The sequence below is a fragment of the Candidatus Thermoplasmatota archaeon genome (assembly GCA_035540375.1).
Lineage (GTDB): Archaea > Thermoplasmatota > SW-10-69-26 > JACQPN01 > JAJPHT01 > DATLGO01.
On sequence record DATLGO010000087.1, the window covers coordinates 28335 to 52518 of the forward strand.

At 70.5% G+C, this 24184-nt stretch carries 4 protein-coding genes; all 4 read right to left on the bottom strand.

Translation table 11 applies throughout. The annotated features are described in order from the left end of the window. Positions 1-91: 91 nt before the first annotated feature. From VM889_10335 to VM889_10350, 4 genes are read right to left on the bottom strand one after another with little or no spacing between them, the layout of a single operon-like run. A complete protein-coding gene (locus VM889_10335) occupies positions 92-1096 on the bottom strand; it encodes a MoxR family ATPase (GenBank protein HVL48943.1) in 1005 nt (334 codons plus the stop codon). Further along, positions 1093-5034, bottom strand: coding sequence for a hypothetical protein (locus VM889_10340; protein ID HVL48944.1), 3942 nt, complete (start codon positions 5032-5034; stop codon positions 1093-1095). Before VM889_10340 ends, VM889_10335 begins: the two co-directional genes overlap by 4 nt. Beyond that, on the bottom strand, positions 5031-14726 hold the full coding sequence (locus VM889_10345; protein ID HVL48945.1) for a CARDB domain-containing protein: 9696 nt from the start codon (positions 14724-14726) through the stop codon (positions 5031-5033). The genes VM889_10340 and VM889_10345 overlap by 4 nt, the downstream gene beginning before the upstream one ends. Further along, positions 14723-24100, bottom strand: coding sequence for a fibronectin type III domain-containing protein (locus VM889_10350; GenBank protein HVL48946.1), 9378 nt, complete (start codon positions 24098-24100; stop codon positions 14723-14725). Before VM889_10350 ends, VM889_10345 begins: the two co-directional genes overlap by 4 nt. Positions 24101-24184 lie beyond the last annotated feature (84 nt).

Genomic DNA, 24184 nt, shown 5'->3' on the forward strand with positions numbered 1-24184 from the left:
CAGAGTGCGCGCACCCCGCCGCGCGCGAGCGCGACGTCAGGGGCGCTCCCGCGTGCGGCCGCGCGCGACCGGAGCGAGCGCCCTGGCGCGATCACGGGGCGATGGACCGGGGCGTGGCGGCCACGGCGTTCGTGAATTTCGGGACCGCCGTCTTCTGGAGGATGTCCTCGAGCACCGTCTTCGTCGTCCTTCCCGCAAGCCGCGCCTGGGGCTTCAGGATGAGGCGGTGGGCCAGGACGGGCACGACGAGCTCGCGCACGTCGTCCGGCGTGACGTAGGGTCGGCCGTGGATCGCGGCCCACGAGCGCGCGAGCTTGAAGAGCGCGAGACTGCCGCGCGGGGACGATCCCGCGTGGAGATCGGGATGCCGGCGCGTCCCATCGATGATGTCGGCGATGTAGTCGTAGATGGGCTCGGTCACCACGACCGTTTCGACGATCTTCGCGAGTCGGACGAGCGACTCGGCCGACGCGACGGCCTTCACGTCGAAGCTGTCGCGGCCGCGCTGGGCGCGCCGCTTGAGGATGTCCTTCTCCTCGTCGCGGGAGGGATAGCCCATGCTCAGCTTCAGCATGAAGCGATCAAGCTGGGCTTCGGGGAGAGGGTAGGTTCCCTCCTGCTCCACGGGGTTCTGCGTCGCGAGAACCATGAAGGGGGCGGGCAGGCGGTACGTCGTGCCTTCGACGCTCACCTGCTTCTCGGCCATCGCTTCGAGCAGGGCCGACTGCGTCTTGGGCGAGGCGCGGTTGATTTCGTCGGCGAGGAGGAAGTTGCAGAAGATCGGGCCTCTGCGGAACGTGAACTGCCCCTCGCTCTGGTTGTACATGCTCGTGCCCGTGATGTCGCCGGGGAGGAGGTCCGGCGTGAACTGGATGCGGCGGAACTCGCAGCCCGAGGCGTGGCTCACGGCGCTCGCCATGACCGACTTCGCGAGGCCCGGCATGTCCTCGAACAGGATGTGGCACCCTTCGGTGATCATCCCCGCGGCGAGGTACTTCAGGACCTGGTGCTTCCCGACCACGACCTGTCGGACCTGGGACAGGACGGACTCGAGGGTATCCTTCACGGGCGCGAGGTCGGCGGGACTGGGTTTCATCGGGGTGGCTCCTGGCTTCTGCGGGATCGGAACGTGACAGCCGCCCAAGCGACCGCGGCGATGATGAAGATGACGGGCGCGAAAGGCACGTTCGCGCGACCGGAGATCTCGGCGTCGACGAGCGTCGGTGTCGCTCCGTACGCGAGGGGACGGTCGACAACGACCCGGGCGGCGCCGCCCTGGCCCGCGAGCACGGCATAGACCTCCTCTCCCGCCGGGACGCGACGCAGAGTCAGGTGGTCGCGCACGCGACCGTCCTGCTCCAGCTCGACGACGACGTCGTAGGCATCGCCCGTGCCGGCGTTGCGGATCTTGACGGCGGTGGTCCCGGGTTCGGAGGGCGCCGGGGTCGCGCTGAGGACGACGCTTCGCGCTTCCCAGGGCACGGCGGCGCCGCGGGCCCACGCCGGGTCCGGCGCGATCAGGGCGCGTCCCGGCTTCACGTCGGGCGCGAGGGTGACCTCCGCCGAGAGGATGGCGCGCTCGCCGGGTTCGAGCGTGGGTTTCGGCGAAGCGAAGTCGAAGCGCCATCCCTCCGGTCCGAGCAGACGCGGCGGAAGCGGGAGGGGGACGTTGCCGTCGTTTATCACCGCGAGCTTCGTCGGCCGCGTGCGTCCCACGAGGGAAACCGCGGGTTCGACCGGGTCGAGGGTCACCACCTGGCGCTCGGGGACGGTGAGGTTCCATTCGAGCTCCCACGCCGAGGCGTCGTCCGCGACGAGGCGGTAGGCGAGCGCCGTCGTGCGCGGCGGCGCGTGCAGGGGAAGCGCGAGGTCGGTCTCGATCTCGAGGATCTGTCCGACGGGCACCGAGACGGGCGGGGGGAGGCTCACGACCGATCCGGGGAGGAGCGAGCGCGGAATGATCCGCAACGTCTCGCCGCCGTTGCCGTTGTTCTCGATGACGAAGCGCGCCCTCGCCCGTCCCGATTCGTCCATGACGAGGGACGGGGTCGGGATCTCGATCGCGAGATCGTGACGCCTCGCGGCGAGGACCTTGAGGTCGACCGAATCGGAGATGGGGACGTCGCCGACGAACTGCGGAATGGTCTCGACGCGGACGCGGAAGGCGAACGTCTCGCCGCGCGAGGCGTTGGCCCCGACGAGGATGGTGGCGTTCAGGTGGACCTTCGAACCCGGGGCGATGCCGGCGAGGTTGGAGATGGCGTGCGACCCGACTTCGATGGCCGGCGAGCCCCAGCCGGGAAGCTCCACGCCCGTCACGTTGAACCGGACGCTGATGGTCTGCTTCCCCTGGTTCGTGATGGTGAGCGGCATGCGCGCCATGCTTCCGGGCGCCGTTTCGACAAGCGTCTGCTTCGCTTCGAGGTCGAGCCGGATCTGCGGCTTGATGCGGAGGTTGGCGAGGATCTTGTCCACGGCGCCGAGGTTCGACGTCGACGTGGCGGTCAGCTCGAGCATCGACTGCGACCCTCCGGAGACGTCGGGCGCGGTCGTTTCCAGCACGAGCGTTCGGATCTCCCCCGCGTCCATGTCGAGCTCGACGATGCGGCCCGGCGGCGATTCGAACGTCGCCGACCAATCGTTGCCGAGGACCTCGGCCGCGACGAAGATGCGGTCGGGCACGGAAGCCTTGTTCCGGATCACGACGGGAATGCGGTTCTTCTCGGCGGGGCGGGACAGGAGATTCTCGGCCTTGGGTCCCCCCTCCGTGTGGAACCAGATCTCGACGCCGTAGGTGGCCCGGACGAGCGTCAGGGTGTTGATCCTGTCCGATTGCCGCGGATTGCCTTCCGAGACGGCGGTCACGGCGAGCGAGAGCCGGGACCCTTCCGGGGTGGCCGCGTCGGGCGTCACGCTGACCTTGATCGTCTTCGAGCCTCCCGGGGGAAGATCGACGACCTCGTCGGAGACGGTTGCGGTCCATCCGAGGGGCGTGGGGGGCAGGGTGATCCGCGCGCGGTCTGCGACGGGATTTCCGCGGTGGTCCTTGGCGAGATTGCGCACGACGAGCTCAAAAGTGGCCGTGTGGCCGGCGCCCGCAAGGGCCACGACGGGTTCGCTGCCGTCGCCGGCGGGCGCGATGTCGAGCAGGTAGCCTCGATAGTCGGGGTTGGGAAGCAGGCGCGTCTTCAGCGTCTCGTCGAGGCCGACGAAATACGCGTTCGCGGTCGGACCGAGGACCGCGAGCGGCTTGTTGGAGCGCACGACGACCGGCGCCGCGGCCGTGGCCGCCACGTTGGCGAGCTCGCCCGCCGTCAGCCCGATCTCCGTGACGCTTCCCTGGGCATCGGTGATCGCGATCTCGGTTCCGACGTGGAAGGCGATGACGCTCGCGGGCCAGTAGAGGTTGAACGTGCGTGCATCGCGACCCCCGATCGCGGTGAGGGGAACCCCGTTCGGGAAACCTCCGAAGGCCGAGATGGCCTTCGTCGCGTCGATCCGTTCCGAGGCGACGGATTCCACGGCGTCCCACCGGGTGAAGCACTGATCGCGGACCGCCATCGCGAACGGGCGGCCGAGGATCACTTCGGCCGCGTCGCTTCGATCCCCGACGCGGGACGGGATCTGGTAGTTGGCGGAAAGCATGTGGCGACCGCGGATCCAGTTCGTGCCGTCGAAGCCCGTGACCGAGAAGACGCCGGTCGCGCCGCGCGTGAGCGCGATGCCCTGCGGCCCCGCCAGGGTCGAGACGAATCCATACGTACAAGGCCTCACGGACGGGCAATCGGGTCCGTTGCCGTTCGGAGTCGTCCCGAGGGGATCGCAGATCCTGAGGGTCTGCCCGATCGCGAGGATGGAGGACGAAGCGGGGGCGCCCCAGGGCGAGACGCCCTGGACGATGCCGACCGCGTCGCGGTTCAGATTGGGCAGCGCCCAGACCATGATGGGCGCGTCGCTCGTGATGTGGACCGGAGCGGCGACCTCGTCCCCGACGGGTATGATGCGCCAGGGATTGGAGGGTTCGAGAACGTGCGTCTGGACGCCCTCCTCGACGCGGGCGGTTCCTTCGGGGGCGAGGAGGATGTAGCCGTTCTTCACGAGAGGAAGGACGAACTCGCGTCCGACAAGGTTCCCATCCGCGCTCGGAACGGGCCCCGCCTGGGTCGACAGCGTCACGACGGTCCCGCTCGACAGCCGCTGCGTGGACGGAGGGGGCAGGCCGACCGCCACGACGGGCTTGCTGGCCGTGATCCGGATCGGCGTCGGGGTGGTCCCGATCTGGATGAGCCTCGTTTCGCCGTCCGTGGTCGTGTAGGGATTATCGTTCCCGTTCTGCGACGAATACTGGATGGGGCGGGCGCGGCCGCCCGCGAACCCCTCGATCGTCACCTTCGTGTCGGGTTCGAGCGTCGTGATCATGAGACGCTGGGCCATGCCGTACAATGTGGTTCCCCGAGAGATCCAGTAGCGGCCGCCGAAGCGATCCTGATCGGGCGCGCCGAGCACGTTCGCGGCCTTCGGTCCGTTGGCCATGCCGTCCAGGTAGATCATGAAATAGCGCGTGGAGCCCGGGGCCGTCTCCCCCGGAAGCGCCCATTCCACGTGGAGGAACGGCGACTTCGTCGCGTCGAAGGCCGCGTTTCCGACGACGCCGCCGAGCCACGCGCGCGCCGGCACCTCGCCGAGCACGAAGCCGTCGAAGGCCGAGTCCGTGCCGAGGCCGCGGTACTCGACGACGCGGACGGAGGCCGGATCGAATTCGAAGCCCTGGAGCTCGGGGCCCGAGGCGGATCGCGAAAAGCTCCACCCCGCCGCGGCGAGCGCGGCTCGCACGTCGACGTCCCGCGCGACGGTCGCGTCCCGCAGCGTGAGCGAGGAGGGGTTGTCGACGGCGACCGGGATGCGGACATGCCAGCCTTCCGTCATGCCCGTCGGTCCCCACCACAAGGGCCGCGGCGGCTCGCCCGCTCCGACGACGGCGACGTCCGCCACGAGAAGGGCGAGGACGACGAGGAGCGGGAAGCGGAGCCTCATCGACCGGCCCTCCGCCGGGCGGCGAACGCGAGGGCGAGCACCGCGAGCGCGAAGAGGGGACCCGCGTTCGGGATGCTCTTGGGGATCTCGACGAGGGCGGCTTTCACTTCGACGGATTCCGCGAACGCGGGCGGCGACGCCGACGCGGGGTCGCTCACGAGGATCGCGACGGCGTGGGCGCCGGCCTTGGCGCGCCATTCCAGGGTGACGCGGTCCTCGATGCCGGCGCCGATCGCCGGTACGACCTTGTGGTCGACGAGGAGCCCGTCGACGAAGAGCCGCACGCTGACGTTCCGGGCCTCCGCGTCGCCGGTGTTGCGGATCGAGGCGTGGTACGTGACCATCTCGTTCGCGGCGACATCCACGCTCCCGCGCTCGGCCGACTTCAGCTGCAGGTTCGGGTTGCGGTTGTCCATCAGGACCTCGACGAGATCGGTCGTCTCGATCGCGGGCGCCGTCCCGGCCGGGTCGATGAGGGCCACCTGGAGGGCCCGGAGGCCCGTCGCGGGGGCCGACGCCGGCGTCACGGTGAGCAGGATCCTCTCGCTCCTGCCGGGCGCGAGGTCCACGATCGAACGGTTGAAGCGTCCGTCGCCCGCGGCGAGGCCGTAGAGCGCGAGCGAACGCGTCGAGGGCGCGTTGCCCTCGTAGGCGAGGTCGAGCGCGTATCGGCGAGCGCCGCGCTCGTCGCGCCCCTCTTCCACGACCTGTCCGCGGACGCGACCCCATGCGGCGACCTCGATCGAGACCGGTCCGCGGGCGCGCTCCAACTTCCCGTCGAGGACGATGAGCTCGCCCTCGATCGTCCCGGGCGGCGTGCCGGGGGGAAGCTTCCAGGTCAGGCTTCCGAGGCGCGACGAGCCGGGCGCGAGGCGAGGCGAATCGGAGCGCGCAAGCTCGGCGCCGTCGCGGGCCCTCAGGACGACGACGGGCTCGATCGCGACGTTCCCGACGTTGACCGCGTCGTACTGGATCTTGGCGACGGTCGTCGCCTGGGCCGGATGCACGGTCACCGCGAGCGCCGGGTTGGCTTCAGACTCGACCGGGAAGGTCCGGACGGCCTTGAAGCCGGGTCCCGTAGCGAGGACCCGGACAAGGTGGAGGCCCGGCGCGAGATCGCTCCGCGTCGCGATGGACAGCTCGACGGAGCGCTTCTCGCCCGGCGCCAGCGCGAGTCGCGCCGGGTTGAGCAGGACGGAGCCGCCTTCGAGCGTGCCCGAGAGGTTGAGGAGGAGCGGGAACGGGCCCGCGTTCTCGAACTCCGACACGATCGACGCGGGCTGACCCGGTCTCAGCGGATGCGGCTTCGAGGACCGCGGCACGACGAGCTCGGGCGGATAAATCGGCACCTCGACGTCGATCTGGTTGTTTTCGCTGCGGCCTTCGAGATCCTGCGTCGTGACGAGGAACCGGTAGGTGCTCGGCTCGGCGGGCGCGAACTGGGTGAGCGACAGCGTGAAGGAGCGACCCGGCTCGACGATGTCCCACGTCTCCTGACCGAGGATGGTGCTGCCGGAGATGATGCTCAGCGTCACCGCGCGGGCGCTCGAGAGACCGAGGTTCCGCCCCGTCGCCTGCACGCGGATGAGCTCGCCGGGCGCGGCTTCGAACAGGGGGTCGCCCGCGAGGGTCGTGAAGGCCACGTCCTGCGGCGCGATCGAGAGATCCGGGCGGATGATGGGCACGACCTCGAGGGGGATCGAGATGCGGTTGTTCGAGCGGTCCACGTCGGGCGTCGAGCGATCCGGGTCGACCACGACCGTCAGAGTCCGGTTGCCGCGGCTTCCGAAGGCGGGCTTCCAGGAGACGCTGACCACCGTGCTCTCCTCGGATTGCGTGATCGGGGGCAAACCTTCGACGTCGCCCCTCGCTTCCCAGACGACCTCCTTGGATTCATCCGAGGAGACCTGGAACAGGATGGGGAGCGTCGGCGTCGAGGCGTCGCCGCGGTTGCGGATGATCGCGGTCAATTCGTGCGGCATGGCCTCCTCGACCGCGATGCGCACCGACGGGGCGCGGCCGTCCACGAGCGCGCTCACGGAGAGATCCGCGCGGGGCCGGGGGTCGAACGTCAGGTCGGCGCGGAACGTCCGCGAAACCTCAGGGATGTCCGTGTTGAAGTAGCGGACGATCGGGATGAGGCGTCCGAGGACGTTGTCGCGGCTCGCGGGCGTCCGCACGTGCATGTTGACGATCCCGTGGCTTCGCGGTTCGATCTCGAGGATCGCGGGCTCGAAGGTGAACCACCCGAGCTGGTCGGGCAGGAGCCCCGAGCGCTCGCGATCGAGTTCGAAGGCGACCCGGATCCTGGAAGCGCCCGGGTTGTCGACGCGGTAGGCATAGACCTTGTGCGCCTCGTCCGTGATGCGCGCGACCCACGTGGGCGGCGTCGCGGTCGGGACCGAAGCCATGACTGCGACGTCGTCCAGCCGCCATCCCTGGTCGTTCCCCGCGACCACGAAGCGCACGAGCACGACGCGGCCGACGAGGGACGTGGGGCCTCCGCAGAACGGATTGGCGGTGGAGAGGTCCATCAATACCGATTGCCAGTCCGAGAGGCGTCCCGTCGTGGTCATGCCGGGAGGCAGGGCGGCGAGCGTCGACCACGAATTGCAACCCTGGACCGTGGCCTGCACGAGGACGATGCCGTTTCCGAGCATGGGCAGATGCTTGAACGCGAGCATCGGCCGGTTGCCGAGGCCGCGCAGGTCGATCGGGGGCGTGACGATCGTCACGGTCTGCGGGAACGTGGCGCCTCCGAGGCGCGAGCCGCTCGCGTACTCGGCGTCGGTCGCACCGTAGAGGAGGCTCCAGCGTCCCGAGGCCGCGCGACCGTCGTCACGTCGAACGCCGTTCGCGAGCATCCAGCCGTCCGTTCCGTCTTCGAAGAAGGACGTCCATCGGACCTCGTTCGTCGAGACCTTGACCAGATGGTCGGGCGCGACGTGGAGCGTGGTCGTCGCAAGCGGCGTGATCCGAAGGACGCTCACGCGGACGATGTAGTTGCCCGGTTCCGTCACGGTCACGTTGGGCGTCACGAAGGCGCGCGTCGTGCGCGGCATCGTGCTTGCGGTGGGCAGGGTGAACCGCGCGATCTCGAGGGGCGGGGTCGTTCCCGCCTTCTCGACGCGGACCTGGATGGCCGCGTGGGCGGTCGTCGTGCCGCGGTTCTCGAGCACGCCCGAGACGGTGAAGTTCCCCGGCTCCTGGACCAGGGTCGGGGCGTTCGCCAGGTTCGTGATCACGACGTTGGTGATGTCCGCCGTCGGCAGCTCCACCACGCGCAGCGCCCTGTGCGGAACGTCGTCGCGCGCGGGGGCGTAGGCCAGGCCGTTCGGCGTCAGGTAGCCGTCGAGGACCTCGAAGGCGAGCCGGTGGAGATTCTGCCCGGATCTCGGATAGATGAGGAACTCGAAATCAGCCGTCGATCCCGCCTCGCCCGCGGGGGCCAGCCGGAAGGGACCGGCCACCGCGCGATAACCCGTCGCCTGCGTGATGGGCGCCGCGACCACGTTGATCTGGGACGGAGGCTCGGATCGCACTTCCCGGACGCCCACGGCGACGAAGCGTCGCTCGTCCGCGCCGTGGTTGCGGATCGCGACCCGGACCGCGGCCGGGTCCGTGGACCCGATGGCGGCGGGCGCGTCCAGCGTGAGCGCCACGCTCCGATCGTACGGGTGCCCGAGGACCTCGAACTGGTCGATCTCGAGGGAACCCTCGCGTCCGGTCGCGTCCGTGCCGAGGCGGAAGCGCAGCTTGGTGTCGGGACCGCTCAGCGCTTCTCCGACCACCCGGATGTCCGCGATTTCCCAGAAGCGGTTCGCCGGGCCCGGCTCGCCGCCGCCCCACTGTCCTCCGGACCAGCCGTGGAACGCGAAGCGGACCTGCTCGCCGATGTACGGGGTCAGGTCGAACCTCGCGGGGACCCACGTCTGGCCGTTCCCCGCGGAGTTGCCCGAGAACACGAAGGAGGTCGGGACTTCGAACGCGTCGAAGGCGATGATCGTGGCGCGTCCGTAGCGCTGCGTCAGGTTGCGGACGAACCGGTCGAAGGTGTCGCCGGCGTCCGGGAGGGTTGCCGTGTAAGGGGCGCCCGCGGGTTCGCCCGTGGCGACGCGGAACGGCGCCGGCCGACGCGCCTGCGACGGTCCCTCGGAATCCGCGAAGAGCTGCTTCCACGCATCCCATCGCTGCGTGGAGCGGTTGTACAACGACACTTCCACCACGCCGGCCTGGTAGGCGCGGTTCGTGGTCCAATTGGGCGTCGTCCTCGCGATGGTGTTGTCGAAGAGCGGCGCGGCGGCTCCGTCGAGGAACAGGAGCTGGTGGCGGTGGAGGATGTCGAGCGAGGCGCGAGTCCCCTGCACGGAGGTCAGGTTGACGACCGGCGTGACGAGCCTCGTATCCACGTTCAGCCGCGTGGCGGGATTCAGCCCGAACGTCCAGGCCGGGATCGGGACGCCGTCCGGCCCGGCGCGGACCGTCGAGGACCACGTCGCGGGCCGCGACGCGATGCCGACGGCGCGCTGCCACTGTCCGGTCGTCGTCCAGGCGGCGATCTCGGCGGCGGAATCGTCGGCGCCGATGAAGCTCTGCACCACGACCGGCCGCCCGTCCCGGTTCACGACGGCGTTGACGGTCACGTTCTCGACGGCCCACCCGAGATCGTTGATGGCCGTCTGATGACGCTGGGCGACGAAATTGAGCACGAACGTCTGCGCCGGATTGTAGCCTTCGAAGGTCCGCGTGAGCGTGTGCCACTGGCCGTCCTCCGAAACCTCGAGAAGGCGGATCGGGGTCGCCGCGAGATTCGCGGTCGGGACGTTGTTGATCAGCTGGAAGGCGGTGACGTCGACCGACATGCCCACGCCCGTCCACCATTCCCCGGTCCGGCCGGCGCGCCAGTCGCGCCACGTGACGGAAAGGGTCGCGTTCGCGGGAATCGAGCTGATGTCGATCTGCCGGGACAACGTTTCCGTCGAGCGGATGATGCCGGCGGGCGGCGCCGCGCTCCGCCCCGTCCACCAGAACGCGTCACCGTTCGTCCGCCTCATCGTCTCCGTCAAGTTGAGGATCTCCCAACGGTCCTCGGAAGAGGCGTTCGCGAGCGAGCGCGGGACGTAGACTTCGCGACCCGCGGGAAGGATGGGCTCGCCCGCGAGGCTCGGGATCTCGACGTTCATGAGCGTGACCGTTTCGGTCAGCTCGGGTACGTGGCTGAGGTCGAAGGATACCGGCGTCCAGCCGTCGAGGTTGAATTCCGAGGCGCGCGAATTGCCGGAGAATGCCGGCAGCCATCGCTCGGGCGAGGTGGACCGCGAGATCGGGTTCGACCCGACGATCTGCGAGGGGTACGCCCCCAGAGCGCCGTCGCGCCGGGCCGGGGCGATGGAGACCCAACCGTTCTCCCCGAGATACTCGGCCGTGACGCCGTCGTAAGCGTCCTCGAGGTCGTATCGCGCGAGGAAGTTGATCTTGGCCTCGCGGAGGTTCGCGAGGGGAATCGTGGGCGATTCGATCCAGCCGTGGGCGTCCGCCTTGACGAGTCCGCCGGAGGCGTTGCCGCCGACGAGCGCCCGTCCGCCGCGGAATCCGTCGCCGCTCGACCACAGCGCGTCCCCGTTCGTCGTCCACGCGGCCAATCCCGATTCGAAGTCGTCGGCGATGATGGCTTCCGTGGCTGTGAGGAACGAGCGATGGAGGTTGTCGTCGGGGTTGTGGTCGCGGTACTCGGGAGGCAGCACGACTTCGAAGGTGACGACGAAGTTGCCGGGCTCGCCGGGGGTGAAGAAAGCCACGTCCTCGGCGAGCGGAGATTTCAGCAGTCGCGCGAGGGTGACGGACGTGGGATCCGCCACGATGGCGTCCTCGAGCTTCCAGACGTGCTCCGAAACCAGGACGGCGCCCCGATCCGTGATGCGCTCGATGCGCTGCCGTAGCTCCGCATCCGGAACCGCGATGTTGCCCAGGTTGCGGATGCCGGTCGAGAGGACGCGCGGCAGGGTCGTCCTTCCGTCCGTCGGGAACACGCCGTTCCACGCGTTGAGGTCGATGCGCGTCTTGGCGAACAGCGAGCCGTCGCGCCCGATCGCCACGACGTCGTTCCACGCGTTCTCGTCCCGGGCCGCCGTCCCGTTGGACGGCAGCGCCGTGACCACGATCTCGTAGAGGATGTCCTCGCCGTGCGGGATCTGCGCGCGGACGACGATGTTCCTGGATTCGCCGGGCAGCAGCTCGCCGGCCCGGGACTCGAATTCGGCCACGGTTTCGCCGCCGAGTCGGCGGACTTCGATGCGGGCGGTGAAGTCCTCCCGGAACAATCCGACGTTCGCGAGCGTCACGTTGATCGGAATGACGCTTCCGGGGCCGAGCCCGAGGAGGCGCCAGTCGTACGCCACGGGGATGTCGACGTTGGTGATGGCGGCGTCGACCGCGAAGGTGGAGACGGGGTCGACCTGGACGCTTCCGATCCTCCAGAGGCTCGTGTCGGTGCGATCCAGTGGAAGGAATTCGCGGGCGGAGATGTGGAACGCGAAGCGCACTTCGAGCCCCTCGAGATCGATTTCGGACAGCGCAGGTTGGTCCCTCAAGCGGAACATGGCCGGCTCGCGCCGGGACGTCGGCAGGTCCCAGAGGTAGGGATTGCCGTCGGGGCCGAGGAGGGTCTGCGAGACGGTGTTGGTGCACCATGCCGTGGGGAACGTGCACGGTCCGGGCCAGAAGTACCCGTCACCGCCGCGGAAGAAGGTGCCCGCTCCATGCGTGGCCGGCTCTCGCCGCATGCCGTTCGCGGTGGTTTCGAAGTAATGCGGATAGTTGCCCACCGGCTCGAGCCTGATCCAGCTCGACCACTGGCCGTCGGACCGCTTGTAGGAAAGGTCCACGGTCGAGGTCCGGTGCATGAAATATCTCGGCGCGGCCGCGAGGTCGTCGATCGCGCCCTGGAATCCGTACTCGTGCTCGAACCTGAGCACGGGATCGACGGCGCCCTGCAGGACGAGGGAAGGCGAGATGAGGCGCGTCGCATTTTGCGATATCTGGATGTTGCGCGTGTCCAACGGATGCCTCGAGTTGTCGAAGAAGAAGCCCTGCCAGAGGACGGGCGCGTTGTCGAAGCCCGTGAAGCGGTGCGGCTGGCCGAGGTTGGTCCGGTTCGTCCACTGGATGACGGCGAAGCCCTGTTCGGAGGCCTGCTTCGCCATGGTGGCGTTGACGAGGTACCAGCCATCCCGGTATCCGACGTCGCGCATCGCGCCGACCGTGTAGGTCTGCGTGCGAGGGGGGTAGATGAGGTCGCTCTCGTCGCCCGTCAGCCGGAACAGCTCCACCCGGTCCTTCTCCAGGCCGCCTTCGGGGACGCCCGTCACGCGAAGGTCGTCGATGAAGACGTCGCCCGAGAGCAGCACCTGCTTGATGCGCAGCTCGTAGAGCGAGGGATTCCAGAGGTTGAAGTAACCACGACCCGCCTCCGGCATGATGTCGGTCGAGAAGTAGTGCCACGTCCGGTCCTCCTCGATGAGGCGGCGCGCGCTCGCTTCCGGCGTGTCGACGTACCGGATCTCCTGCCAGACCGCGCGTCCGCGCGGCGAAACGGGGCCGGAGGACCAGACGACGAGCGGTTCGTTGGCCGCGTCGCCGTAGAGCGTCTCGCGAGGTCCGACCGAGATGGCGCCTCTCGGCGCGAAATCGACGACGATCGCCGACCGATCGGTCATGTACCGCATCGTGAGCTTGAGGTCCTGGTAACGGGGGTACGTCAGCGGGAGCGGGAGCACGTGGAATGACGTTTGGGCCTGGTTGTTGGCGGGCCCCTTCCCCCAGTAGCCGCCGTCGAACACCTCGGGTGCGCTGCCTTCGACCGGCAGCCAGCCGGGATCGGGAACGCGGTCCAGGTCCGCGAACAGGGGCGGAGGCGACGAGCGCACGTAATAATGGGCGACGTCGCGCGCGACGAGGCCCGCGCTTGCCGCCGTGAAGGTCACGTTGTGCTGGCCCCGATCGGCCGATCGCAGCGTCCACTTCCAATCCGCCGACGTCCCCGGCTTGAGCACGATCACGCCGGTCGCGGCCTCGATCGTTTTCGGGGTCGACGTGTCGGTGATCCGCCACGTCAGGATTTCGGCGCTGTTTCCGCGGTTGTGGAGAACGCCGCTCGCTTCGACCGGTTCGTCCTCGTCCACCATCGCCGACGAGGGGGGGATCGAGAGGTCGGCGACGATGTTACGGATGGTGGAAACGACGTATTCCTGCACCTTCGCGTTGTTCTCGGGCGTGGGGTCGGTCATGGCGCCGCCCCCCTTCGCGAGGGTTTCGGCCTTCACCGTCACGCTGACTTTTGCCCCTTCGGCGGCGGGCGTGCGGAGGGCAAGGCTCGGCGTCCAGACCGCGCCGGGCGCGAGGGTGGCCTCCTGGCTCGCGGTGAGGTCGCCCCCGGACAGGCCGGTCACGGTGAACGTGACGCGCAGCCGCTGCTCGAGCGAGGCCGCGTTCAGGACGGTCGCGGTGACGTTGATCGGCTCGTCGCGCGCGATGTACTCGGTTACGTCGTCGCCCTTCCGCATCGAGGGGACGTCGATCGCGTGCACCTTCGCGTCGTTCTGGAGCGCCGGACCCAGGATTTCGAGATCGTCGATGGTCCAGCCGAAATCCGTCGGCCGGTCGAAGGTGGGCGTCCGGAAATACGAGGGCCCCTCCGAATCCGCGCGCTGGGAAGCGACGAATCGGAAGCCGAGATGGATCTTCTGGCCCGCGTAGGGCGTGATGTCGAAGACGAGCGTCTCCCAATCGCGCGCGCCCGTGAATCCAGGCTGGTTCATGAGACCCGCGACCTGCGGCGTGTAGCTCGAGCCGTTCAGCGGAACGAGCAGCTTCCCGGCGCGGTAGATGTTCGCGAGGGGCATGCCGGAGTTGAGCTTGTCGACGGGGTCGAACGGGAAGCCCCAGATCTGGGCGCCGTCGATGTCGCGGGCGATGTTGAAGCGGTGCTTGAGGATGAGGTTGACCTGGTCGTCGATGGCGCCGAGCCGGAGCGCGTCGGCGTGACGGAGGTCCGCGGCCTCGAGACAGGCGCGAAGCGGGATGCCGCCGGTCGGGTCGCCCGCCTGCGGGCGCGAGGGGGCGTAGAGCCTGCCCCAGACGAGCACGTAGGCGACGCAGGCGGAGTTGAGAGGAATGTCCGAGATGTCGGCGCAGAGGAAGGGCGTCCCGCAGATGGCGAGCGGATACGCGGAGAGGTCGATCGCGGGCGAGACGAGGAGACGCTCCCCGCCGGCGTAGCCCGCCGCGTCGGGACCGGAGACGGCGCGACCGGCCGAGCCGTTCCAGCCCGCGCCTTCGGCCACGATCCAGCTGCGGCGGCCGATCTCCGCGTAATCGCCGTATCCTCCTTGTCGGGTCCCGGGATCCATCCCGTCCACGAAGACCGGGCTCGGCAGCGGAGGCGGCAGGGCGAGCTCGATGCCGGCCTGCCCCGCGAGGCGTCCGATCTCGCGCGCCGATTCGTCGAGCGCCGCGAGCGCGTCGCGCCGGACCTGCTCGACCGTCGAAGGGACCGGGAGCGGCGTTTCCGGCGCTTCCGACGATCCATCGGCGATCTTCTCGCGCTCGTGGTATCCCGAGGCGAGCGGGACGGCGATGTCGGCGGCAAGAAGGATCAGCAAGCAAACGACGACGAGATTCTGACGGGATCTCATGGACGGGTCCTCCTTCGGTCGAGGATGAGGGCGATCCAGGCGGAGATCGCCCAAGCGATCGGGACGAGGAAAGGCAGGGGGGTCGTGGCGCTCGTGGCGGACGCGAGCGTGGCGAACGAAGCCGGCGGAAGCCCCGCCACGACGACGGGTCCGGCGAGCGTTTCAGACGCGGCCTCGGCCTGGCCGAGGCGCGCGGAGAACGCGAAGCGGTGGGGCCCGGAGTTGAGCGTCTCGACGCCGACCTCGACGATGGATTCGTACCAGCAGCCGTCGTCGCAGTGCTCCGCGCGCGTGCGCATCGGGAACTTGATCCCATCCACGGCGACCGCGACGGCGAGATCCGGATTCCAGGGTCCGGGCGCGAAGACGCGGAACCGGAACGGCCCCGGGCCGGCGATCGCGGGCTCCACCGTTCCGCGCTCGAGCGCGATGGTCGCGATCGGGACGACGGACGCGGTCGTCGCCGGTCCGACGTTGCCGGTCGCGTCGACCGCGCGAACCTCGTACAGGACCTCCTTCGATCCTTCGACGCGATCCACCAGGGACCGCTGCGCGTGGTCGCCATCCACCGTCGAGCGGCTTCCATCGACGATGCGCGTCACCTGATGGCGCTCGACGCCGACGTCGTCGGTGGCGGCTTCCCATCGGACGAGGATGCGGCCGTCGCCGAGGGCCAGGGCCTCGAGGCGCGACACCGCGGTCGGCGCCTCGCGGTCGGGCTCCGTGACGACCGTGAGCGCGAGGACGCTCGCGCGCCCGCTGCGATCGATCACGTCCACCGTGAGCGAGGTGGACGAGGCGGGCGCCAAGCCCGCGATCCGCAGCGTGGATCGCGTATCGTAATACTCCGTGGAGAACGAGCGACCGCCGGCCCTCGAGACGAGACGCACCGGCTCGTCCGCGACGACCTCGATGTCGGCGGTGGCGACGCCCGGCTTGACCGTCGAAGCGAGGACGACCGGGGCCGCGAGGTCGACGACGCCCTCGAGGTCGATCGAGGTCGTGGCCCCGGAGGCGGACACCGCCGTCAGGGTCGCCTGCAAACGCTGCGATCGATAGGTCTCCGGCACCGGCCAATAGCCGGTCCACTGGGCGCCGTCGCGGCTCGCGAGGAGCGGCCAGCGCGCGGGGCCTCCGGAGGCGCTCAGGTCCGCGGTGACCGTCCGGGCCGGGCTTCCCGAGACCCAGGCCACGATGAGGGCGCGTCCGCCATTCCGGATGTGGGGGTCGCTCTCGCCGACGAGGCGCGCCTCGACGAAGGCCGCGACCGCGCTGTCGAGCCGGACGGCCTGCTCGAAGACCGCGACGTTGCCGGCCTTGTCGCCGATCTCGATGCGAAGATCGACGTGGGTCGTCTTCAGGTGATCCGGGATGCGGCAGCTGAGGGTTCCGTCGCGCCACGTGGCCGCGCAGTCAACCTTGCCGAACGTCCACCGGATCGAATCGAGCGCGATGCCGCTGCCCCGCTCCTCGACGCCGAGGGCCAGGATGCCGCCCGGCGCGCCGACGAGCTTCGCGGGCGCGACCACGAACGGCGCCACGCGGTCGAGCGTGAAGGGAAGCGCGACGCTTTCGCCGCGGCCGTCCGGGGAGCGCGCGCGGGCGACGATCTCGTAGTCGCCGTCGCGGACGTCGGGGATCGCGAGGCTCACGGCGCCCGGTCGGGCTCCCTCGACCTCGGCGACGGTTCGAGTCGGGCCCCGCTTGGGCACGAGAAGCACCTCGATGGACGGAGCGCCCCGGGCGGGCGCGCCGAGGTGGTCGAGCACGCGCAGGAGCACGGCGGCGCCGCCGTTCGAGGCCGGGAAGCCCTGCAGGGGCTCGAGGTCGACCTTGAGGGCGAGCCCGGTCCTGAAGGTGAAGAACTCGGAGGGGGTCTCGATCCCGGATCGCGTGACCGAGAAGGCGCGGGCCACGTATTCGGTTTCGGGACGCAGGCCGGTGACGTTCACTTCGTGCGTCCGGCCTTCGCCGCCGAGCGGCGTTCGAAGCCGCTGCTCGGCCCGCAGGCCGTATTCGACGGTGCCGCGCGCGGTCGCGTCCGTCGTCCACCGGATCACGGCCCAGTCGGGACCGGTTGCGACGACTTCCGCGGGCGTGGCGCGGATGGGCGCGCCGTCCACGACGACCTCGAGGTGATGCACCCGGACGTTGCCGGCGGGGTCCGTGAGCTGGATGGGCACGACGGCCGTCCCGTCGGGGATGCGGTCGACGACGAACTCGGCGGAGGCGTAGACGCCGCGGAGGCGGTCGTACGGGAGCTTCGCCGTCGTCGCGGACGTCAGGTTCGACAGGTCCGCGACCACCGCGAGGCTGTCGGGCCTCGAGTAGTCGTCCGTCGCGCGCACGACGAGGCGCCCCTTGGCGCCCGGGCGGGCGGCCGCGGCGCCGCTTGCGAATTCGACGGCCGCTTGGGCGACGGTGGGCGGTTCCGCGTCGACGGTCACGAGACCTGCGTTGAGGGTGGCCTCGTTGCCCGCGCGGTCGCGGGCGCGGACGACGACGAGGTGCTGGCCCGGCTCGCCCGCCGTCCAGACGCCCACGCGGTCGGGTCCGCCGTCGGACACGAGCGGAACCGGCGCCCCGATGCCGATCTCCGCGCGGATGAATTCGAGCCCGCTTCCGGATTCGGACACGCGGATGGCGAGCGGCAGCGTCTCGCCGGGCCGCAGGGTGGCCTCGACGACCGGTCCCGAGAGGACCGGCGCGCGCAGGTCGATCTGGTAGCGCTGGACGCCGTGGGCGGCGATCGCGAAGGGAATGCCGTCGGAGGCGTGTCGGGCGCCGCCCGACCACGGCAGCGGACGGTCGGCGTGCTCGACGTTCCCGACCCGGTCCATCGAGGCTACGGCCACTTCGATCGTGTCCATGTGGTTGGCGCCGAGGACGATCGCCTGGCCATAGAGGACGTCGTTGCGTTGGGCCGGATTGACGACGATGTCGGGGCCGAACGTCCAGGGCTGGTCGTTCACGCGGAAGGACGTCGTCGTCTCGAGGATGCCCGTGCCGTCGTCGCGGGTCACGAAGGGCACGGCGACGCCGAAGTCGGTCGCGTGGTCGAGGTTCAGCCACGCGCTCACGTTCCAGACCGTGCGCGGCGCGGTGCCGTCGACGACGACCGGCGTCCAGGCGGTCGCGACGCGGTCCTGGCCGTCCCGTGTTTCGGCGACGAGCCGGTACGTCCCGTCCTTCACCGGGTACCGGCCGGCGTCCCACGCGAGGACGTGATCCGTCCGGCCCGAAAGCGGGATCGACTTCTGGATGGTCGTCGTTCCGGTCGCGTTCTGCAGCGAGAGGTTCACGCGGTGGCCCGGAGCGGCGCGCGCGAGGATCGTCTCGGAAGCGACCTGCGAGGCGCGGCCGGATTCGTCGATCGGGATGACGCGGTACCGGTAGCGCTGGTCCAGGACGGGCGTGACGTCGAGGAAGGTCGTTCCGTTGGAGGTCCCCACGACGGCGAACGCCTGGGGCGTCGCGTCCGGCGCCCGCTCGATCCTGTAGCTCGCCGCGCCGTCGGCCGCGCGCCACGCGAGCAGCACGCGGTTCGCCTCGCCTGCGTGCCGGAGTCCCGAGGCGGGCCCGGGGCCCTGCTCTTCGCCGACACCTACGACATCGGATCGGGCGTAGCTCACGCCGGTCGTCTCGATGTAGATCGCGTCGACGGTGAATGCCGTGGCATCCGCGGGTTCGTCGAGGCGGTACCGCGTTGGCGCCCGCGCGTCCACGAAGGCGATGCGCTCGGATTCGACGTCCCCGATCTTCACGATGTCGTAGCCCACCACGAGACGCCCGGGCGGGACGGCGGGCGGATCCCACGAGATGTACACGCGTCCGCCCGCGCGGATCACCGTCGGCGCGACGGACGGACATTGGCCGATGCAGGAGCTGTCTTCTTCTTGATAGGGAAGCCGCGGCGTGGAGAGGTTCGCCCAGGGATCCGGTCCAGCGTCGAGCGTGACGTTGCAGACCCTGCAGACGGAACGCTCGAGGTCGCGATCGACGCGCAGGACGAACGGCACGGTCCCCGGGGCGCCCGACACGTTGGCCGCGATGGCGGGCGCGCGCGCAATAGGCGGGCTGTCGACCGCGACGTTCGGCATGGACAGGGTGATGGGCATCGTGTCCACGGCAACGCGCCGACCGGTCCCGTCCGCGCCCGTCGGCGTTCCCGAGCGGAAATGGACCGCGGCCGCGAAGTTGCGGAAGCCGTCGTCGTGGACGGGCCAGCCGTCGGCTCCGGTGACGCTGGGCGACCACGCGTAGTTGTGGCCGCCGGCGCTGCGGACGCCCGTGCCGACGCTCCGGTTGTCGATGTAGAAGACGACCCGGTCGACGAGCGTGTCCGCGAGGCTCGCGACCTGCGCGTTCGTCGACGCGCTCGCGACCACCCGGAGCACGACCGTGGAGGCGATCGGCAGCGTCGCGGGCGCGCCCGCGGGCGAGAGGATGCGGAAGGTGGGCGCGAGCCCGCCCGTCCCCAGGACGTTCACGAGCGGGTTCGTGGCCTGGTTCCAGGAGGATTCGGCGTCCTCGCTGTCCCACCCGATCGAGGGCGGACCGGAGGCCCAGCGAAGCCGGTTTCTCGCGGGCGTCGAAGCCTCGTAGACGTCCTGCCCACCGAGATCGACGAAGGCCCCGAGAACGGCGGGACCCGCGGGGCCGCGGCCGTGACCGAGGGCCGTGGAACGCAGGCGGTACGTGTCGTTGCCGTTGCGATCGTAGAGGAGCGCGATGCCGCTTGCGGCCGGGGCCCAGCCCTGCGCGCTGCCCGCGGCGTCGTAGCGATCGTCTCCGCCGAAATCGAGGAGGATACCGCTTCCGACGTTCATCGCCCCCTGCGTGAGGTCCGCCACGCCGTTGTAATAAGAGCCGTAGAAGTCGTCGCCGCGGTTGTCGACGAGGAGCCCGACGCCGTTCGCGACCCCGAAACCCTGGCCCTGGCCGGGGCGGTTGGTCCCCGCCAGGACGCGCCGGTCGTCGCCCTCCATGTCGATGAGGATACCCGTCGATCCCGCGGCGCCATGGCCCTGCGCGTCGCTTTCGGCGCCGAGGTCGTCGTTCCCGGGTCCGGCGAAGACGAGGATCCCGGAACCGGTGATCCCGTTCACGGCGAAACCCGCGCCCTGCGCCGACCGGTTCGCGCGAAGCACGTTGTCGCCGCCCGCGTCGACGAGGATGCCCACGCCGCCGAGGCCGAAACCCTGGCCGGAGGCGCGGGCGTTCGCGTCCACGTTCTTGGTTTCGAGGAGATACTCGTCCGCGCCGATGCCGTCGCTCGCGAGGAGCCCATACCCGAGGACACCGGCCCCTTGCGCGTGCGTCCAGGCGCTCGGGACGATCGTCGTGGCCGGATCCACGGGCTCGAGCGGACCCGCGCGGGCCGTGAAGTTCGCGCGACCGGTGGTCGACAGGATGCCGACGCCGAGGAGTCCGGCGCCCTGGAAGACGCCGTAGATGGGCGGCAGCAAGTTGCAGCCGTTGCAGGCGGAGGAGGTCACCCGGGCGTGGAAGACGTCGCGCCCGCCGCCGTCGCGGAGGACGCCGATGCCGAGAACGCCCGCGCCGTGGGCCGATCCCACGAACGATTCGCAGTAGCTGTTTCCGCAGAGAGGCGCGGACGGCGGCGCGGGGTTCACGGCGCCGGCGGGAGCGCCGCTGAGCGGGCGCCACCGGCTGAGCTCGGTGCCGCCCTCGTAGAGGTATTCGTCCGATCCGCCGACGTCGACGTGGAGCGACGTCGACCAGGCGGGCGATGTCGCGCCGATGCGGCCCGTGTAGCGATCGTTCCCGCCGAGGTCGATCGAGAGGGCGTAATCCTGGCCGTGGTTCCAGACCGACGCCGTGTCGTCGCCGACGGCGACGCCGAAGCGCGGGAGGCGCAGGAGGAAGCCGGGGGATTGGACGGGCCCGTCGGAGCCGGCCCCGGGATCGGTGTCCGCGAGGGCCTCGACGAGATCGGCGTCCGTGGGCGACGTCCCGTCCTTGTTGCTGCCAGCCTCGGTGTCGATGAACGTGCCCAGGATTCCGTTGTTCGAGGATTCGATCGATCGGAAGCGGATGGCGTCGTCCTTCGCGAACCGCGCGGCGTCGCGCTGGCCGCGGACCGCGTCCCACTCGGTGTAGGTGTCGCGGCCTCCGAGGTCGAGGAAGGTCGGGACGACCGGCGCGGCCGGCGCGGGCGCGGTGCCGGAGGCGTGACCGCGGGCGAGATGAGGCGCCACCTGGAAGTCGCGAATCGTGCCGACGTCGTAGACATCGTCGCCCTCGCGATCCAGGAAGATCGCCTGCGACCCGCCTCCCCCGAAGTGGAACACGTGACCCTGGGTCGGCGCCACGTAGCGGTCGGCGCCCGCGAGATCGACGAAGGCGGCCTGGCCTCCCGCGATCGCGAACCCGAGCGCGCCGCCATAGGGGTATTCGTAGCGGTCGTCGCCCGCCACGTCCACCATGATCGCGAGGGACCCGACGCCCGCGGCCGCGGCGAGGCCGAAACCGTGCGCTCGGTAGCGGTCGTCGCCGCCGTAGTCCACGAGGAGGGCCACGGAGGGGCCCGTCGCCGAGGCGAGGCTCCCGTTGCGGTTCGAAGGGGTGTAGGCGTCGTCGCCGCCGAAGTCGAGGCCGATGCTGACCGGGAACGTCCGGCGCAGATTGCGGAAGGCGTTTTCGCCGCCCGCCACGTTCGTGACCGACGCGGGGACGTTGGACGCCGCGGAGGCGACGTCGCCGCGATAATCGTCGGCGTCGTCGAGGCCGAGGTCGATCGAGATCCGGTAGGTCGACTCGAAGCGGCTCGGGACCCCGGCGGCGCCGATCGCCAGGATGCCGGGAAGATCGACGAGGAGGCCCGAGGAGGATCCCTCGGGCGACGTCGCGTCGATGGGCCGGCTCGATGCGTCATCCGGCGACGTGCCCAGGAGGGACTCGATCTCGTCGGGGACGCCGTCGCCGTCCGTGTCGTCGGGGTTCGATCGGCGTTCGGGCGACGGGTCGTACTGGTCGTAGAGCCCGTCGCCGTCGCCGTCGGCGAGGTTCACGCCGACCCCGTTCGTGATCACGGCATACGATCGATCGGGATCGGGGTACATGTAGCCCGTGGGGGGAGGCGGCGGCCCGCCTTCCGTGGTCGCGCGGTTGAAACCGGCGACGACCTCGGCGGCGGACGAGCCGGCGTTGCCTCCCAGCGGTCCGTTGTTCGGGTCGCCGGGACGGGGATACTTCGTGGGATGGTTGACGCCCAGGTCCGCGAAGACCACCGTTCCGGTCAAGCTTCCGCCCTCCCTCGGCCGCGGCGACGCGAAGCAGGAGATCGCGGGGTTGTTTGAACAAACGCCCGTGTAATTGTTCATGCCGCCCCCGTCGACGAAAAGGGCCGTCGTGGAGCGCGCGGTCGCGGTCGCGGCGAGGCTCGCGAAGCCCGAGCCGCTCGTGTAATTGTCGTTGCCGAGCCGGTCGGCGAAGATGCCGATCCCCACGTCGCCCGGTTTTGTCGTGGAGGCGGAACCGAGGCCGCGCGAGGCGACCTGGAACCGGTCGTTGCCGCTGAGGTCGAACGCGAAGCCGAATCCGTCCCAGCCCACGCCGAGGGCCGGACCGGCGAGCGCGTAGACGTCGTCGCCCGAGGCGTCGAGGAAGAGCGCGAAGGCCGGCGCGCCGCCGGCGCCGCGCGCCGCGCCGAGCACCCACGGCTGGTCCGTCTCGTAGCGGTCGTCGCCCCCGAGGTCGAGCGCGATCGAGACGCGCGCGAGGCGCGACGGGTGGCCCGAGTCGAGGTCGGGATCTCCGGCATCGACGCCGCCGATCGGGGCCGCGTACCGGTCGTTGCCTCCAAGGTCGACGAGAAGGACGGGCGCCTTGTGGAAATCCTGCAACGTGTGCTCGGACGATCCCGCGCCCGTGATCACCACGAAGCTGTCCCTGTAGATCACGTCGTCTCCGCCCGCGGTCGTGCTCGCGGACGTCCGCATCCCGCCGGTGGGCGTCGCGGCGCGCACGTGCTCGACGGCGTCGACGATCGTCATGACCGCCCCCGCAAGCGACTCGCGGTGGCGGAGCTCGGTCCTCACGGCGTCCCGCAGGCGCGCGAAGTCCGCGCCCGACCGGACGCCGTCCTCGAGGAGCTCGCGCGCGGTCGCGCGGGCGGACTCGAGCGCGCGGATCTCGGCCGATTCGGCCCCGAAATCGCGCTCGTAGGTCGCGATGGCGAGAAGCAGCGTCCCGAGGGCGGCATCCATCGTCAAGTCGAGCTCGGGGACTTCGCCCGGCGCAGTGCCGCGGTTCGCGTGGAGCGCGGCCAGGCCGTCGCCGAACGACGCGACGCGGACGGGACCGGGGACGGGCGCGGCGAGGGCGTCGGCCAGGGCGGGGCCGACGACGGACGCGGGCGAGGCGACGGAGACGGTGCCGATCGCGCGCGGAAGTCCGAGGGACTCGCGCGCGCGGCCGGGGGTTTCGGTCGACGCGCGGTAGGCTTCGGCGGCGAGACGCTGCTCGAGGCGCACGAAGGCGCCGAGCGCGCCCCGGGCCTCCTCGGGGTCGTCGACGAGCGCGGCCGAGAGAAGCTCCGCGATCGGGCCACGCAGCGACGCGGGCGTCGCGGCCGCGGCCGCGAAGGCCTCGCGATCGCTCGCGCCGGCGCGGACGAGCGTCGAGACGAGGTCGCCGCCCGGCCGTCGGGGCTCCGCGGCGAACGGCGCGACCAGTTCCGCGACCGAGGGCTCGCGCGCCGTCACGTCGGGCCATCCCGTCTCCCGCTGGACGGCGGCGAGGCCGTCGCGGCGGGCGGCGAGCTCGAGCGCCCTCGCGGCGTCGAGCCGGGCGGCTTCGGCGAGACGCGCGGGCGCATCCTGCGCGGCCCGCGCGAGGAGCGCGCCGGCCCGGCCGAGCAGCTCGAGGTCGAGCTTGGCGATGAGCGCCATGTCCGAGGGCGCGAGCGCGTCCTCCCGCGCGAGCGCGGCGGCGAGGCCGGGCAGACGCGCGCGTTCCGCCGGATCGAGAACGTCGAAGACGCTCGCGCGGAGCGTCTCGGCGACGGCCACGCTCGCGGCGAGGCGGCCGACTTCCCGCGCGACGTTCGGATGCTCCTTCTCGAAGGCCGCGAGGGCGCGGGCTTCGGAAGGGTCGAGGTCGAGGCCGAACGCGCGGCGATAGGCGAGCCACGGCTCCGCGACGTCCGCGAGATCCGGCCCGGCCGCAAGGCGGGTCCAGAATTCGAAGGCCGCGTCGGCGCGCGTGGGCACGGCGTCGAGGTCGACGCCGCCGTTCTGGATCCAGCGCGCGAGCACGGCGGCCAGCATCGGGTCGATCGCGACCGGTGCCTCCGCCTCCGCGCCGGACCTCAGGGCCGCGAGCGAGGGCGTCATGAGAAGGATGAGCATGGCCGATGCGATGGCGCGTCGTGACATCACTTTCGCCTGTGCCTCCTCCGCCGGGCGGCGAGTCACAGTGTGACAGTATCAACC

What these genes read in the sequence shown, in the direction of transcription:
- VM889_10335 (HVL48943.1), bottom strand. Translation starts at nt 1,096, where the DNA reads ATGAAACCCAGTCCCGCCGACCTCGCGCCCGTGAAGGATACCCTCGAG.
- VM889_10340 (HVL48944.1), bottom strand. Translation starts at nt 5,034, where the DNA reads ATGAGGCTCCGCTTCCCGCTCCTCGTCGTCCTCGCCCTTCTCGTGGCG.
- VM889_10345 (HVL48945.1), bottom strand. Translation starts at nt 14,726, where the DNA reads ATGAGATCCCGTCAGAATCTCGTCGTCGTTTGCTTGCTGATCCTTCTT.
- VM889_10350 (HVL48946.1), bottom strand. Translation starts at nt 24,100, where the DNA reads ATGCTCATCCTTCTCATGACGCCCTCGCTCGCGGCCCTGAGGTCCGGC.